Genomic DNA, 2435 nt, shown 5'->3' with positions numbered 1-2435 from the left:
GCGGATTTTTCCCCCTGAACGCCAAGCGAGAGCGTTATCGGAGACCCGCGCGGAAATCAACGAGAGACACCTCGCGGCCCGAAGGCACCGAACGTACCCCCGTGTGGCCAAACGTGGACGCCATAAACGCTACCCCACCAAAAAAGGCAAACATCAAGGCGTTCGACATCAGGGTCCGGCCACCATCAGAATCCTCGCACCTAGCCTAAGTTAGTGGCATTGATCCAACACCCGACCACCGGCGGGTTGATGTACCCGACCCCCGGTCGATGCTGGGGCAAGGCGCAGTCTTGGTTCCTTGAGCAGATGAACGAGTACGCCAAATATGAACTGCGCGATATCGGCGATGAGGAACGCCGAGCCACCATCTGCGGCACGACCCCGGAGCTGGTCAAGCCGGGCGTCCCGGCCATCATGCTCGCCGAGCCGTTGGAAGACGCAGCCAAGGCAGCACGCGCCAGGTACAAGGCGGGATCCTGGCCCGAGTTGGTCTTCCTCGACCTGGACAAGGAACGTATCCAGCGCAAGAAGCACCTGGCCGATGAGGGACGCGTCCCGGAGACACTGTGGTTCGCATCGGACGTCGGCGGGTCGCTGCGCGGCAAGAACCAGGTCCGAGACTTGTTCCCGGACCTCCACGCCTTCGCCACCCCGAAGCCAGAGGAACTGCTCCAACGGGTCATCCACATCGGCTCGAACCCCGGCGACATCGTCCTCGACTGCTACGGCGGCTCTGGGACGACCGCAGCGGTTGCCCACAAGATGGGTCGCCGCTGGGTAACCGTCGAGCTGCTCCCAGCCACGGTGGCTACTTATACGAAGCCACGGCTTACACGGGTAGTGAACGGCGATGAGCCAGGCGGGATTACCACCTCGACGGAGCGCCTCGCAGACGCCGACCTGCCGGACGATGTGACGCCCGACGAGGCGCAGGAGTTTAACCGGCTCCTGACCAAGGTCATGAAGGTTGTCGACGTCGATAAGGACGCAGTAAAGGCTCTCCGGAACGCCACGAAGACCAGAAGTCAGACCACGACCCTCTGGCACGGCGGTGGCGGATTCACGCACCTCGAAGTCGGCCCGTCGATGTTCGAGAGCGTTGCCGACATCGTCGTCCTCGCTGAATGGGCCACCCAGGGCGACCTCGCGCGAGCCATGTGCGCCCAACTCGGCGTTCGCTACCGGCCTGACGGGATCTTCGCCGCCAAGCGCGGTCAGGTGCGTTACGTAATCCTGGACGGCCTCGTCGGGCACGGCACAGTGGCGGCGATCCTCGACCAACTTCCCGAGAAGCAGATCGTCGAAGTCTGGGCGACCCAGATCGACCCAGACGCCGAAGCGGCGCTTCGCAAGGCCCGAAAGGGATCACAGCTGACGAAGATCCCCGAGGCCGTGCTCGACACCTATCGGCGACGGGCTGCCAAGACCTCTCCGTTCACGCGCCGTACTCAGCAACCGGAGGGAGCCGACTCATGAGCGGCATGCACATCAATGACGACCTCCTCTCCGAGATCGCCCACCGACTCGAACTGCGCACGCCCAACCGCGCAGCGGTCGAGAGCGTCGCAGCGATGACCTCAATGCACTTTGACGTCGATGCGAAAGAGGCCCCATTCGAGTGCGTCGTCGACTCGGCCACCGGGGTCGGCAAGACCTACGTCATGGCCGGACTCATCGAGTACTTCGCCGGCCTGGAGAACCCCGCCCGCAACTTCCTGCTCCTCGCCCCAGGTCGCACGATTCGGGATAAGAGCATCAAGAACTTCAGCCCCGGCCACCGCAAGTCACTGACCGACGCGATGGAGTCCGAGCCGTTCGTGATCACGGCCGACAACTTCAAAAGCCCGGCAACGCGCAAGGTGATGGAGGACAACAGCAGGACCAAGCTGTTCATCTTCACCGTCCAGGCACTCACCTCGAAGACCGGTGAAGGGCGCGCCACACACGAGTACCAGGAGTGGCTCGGCGGGTCCTTGTTCCACTGGCTCAGCAACCTCGATGACCTGGTCATCCTTGCCGACGAGCACCACTGCTACCGCGGCCCGGCGTTCTCGAAGACCATCACCGACCTGCGGCCCGAACTCGTCGTCGGCCTGACGGCAACACCTGCGAAGGCGGACGAGAATCTCGTCGTCTACCGCTACCCCTTGGCCCGTGCGATCACGGACCAACTCGTCAAGACGCCTGTCCTCGTCGCACGCAAGGACGACCGGAACGACGACCACACCAAACTCCTCGACGGGGTCACCCTGCTCCGCTACAAGGAGCGCCTCGCCCATGCACGGTGCGACGAGGAAGGCATCCCGCGCATGAACCCGGTCATGCTCGTCATCGCGCAAGTGAGGTGCTTCGAAGTTTCCGGACAGTGGACCAAGTAGAATTGGGTTCTCTGGAAGGAGACGGTTTTGGCGGGATCAAGGAGGAGTTTCTCTCGG

Annotated in this window: 2 protein-coding genes; both read left to right on the top strand. The window is 63.2% G+C overall.

Annotation, left to right across the window (positions count from 1 at the left end; genetic code table 11):
- Positions 1-213 precede the first annotated feature (213 nt).
- Positions 214-1476: a DNA methyltransferase gene (locus CLV40_RS36930; RefSeq protein WP_219824219.1), complete on the top strand. Its 1263-nt coding sequence runs from the start codon at positions 214-216 to the stop codon at positions 1474-1476.
- Positions 1473-2378 (top strand): DEAD/DEAH box helicase, encoded by a 906-nt coding sequence (locus CLV40_RS36925; RefSeq protein ID WP_104483684.1) that lies wholly within the window; start codon positions 1473-1475, stop codon positions 2376-2378. Before CLV40_RS36930 ends, CLV40_RS36925 begins: the two co-directional genes overlap by 4 nt.
- Positions 2379-2435: the final 57 nt, after the last annotated feature.

The organism is Actinokineospora auranticolor (assembly GCF_002934265.1).
Classification (GTDB): domain Bacteria; phylum Actinomycetota; class Actinomycetes; order Mycobacteriales; family Pseudonocardiaceae; genus Actinokineospora; species Actinokineospora auranticolor.
Note: the sequence above shows the minus strand (reverse complement) of the source record. Positions and strands in the feature narration are given on the sequence as shown.

Coding starts and splice junctions, on each gene's coding strand:
- CLV40_RS36925 (WP_104483684.1), top strand. CDS start 1,473: ATGAGCGGCATGCACATCAATGACGACCTCCTCTCCGAGATCGCCCAC.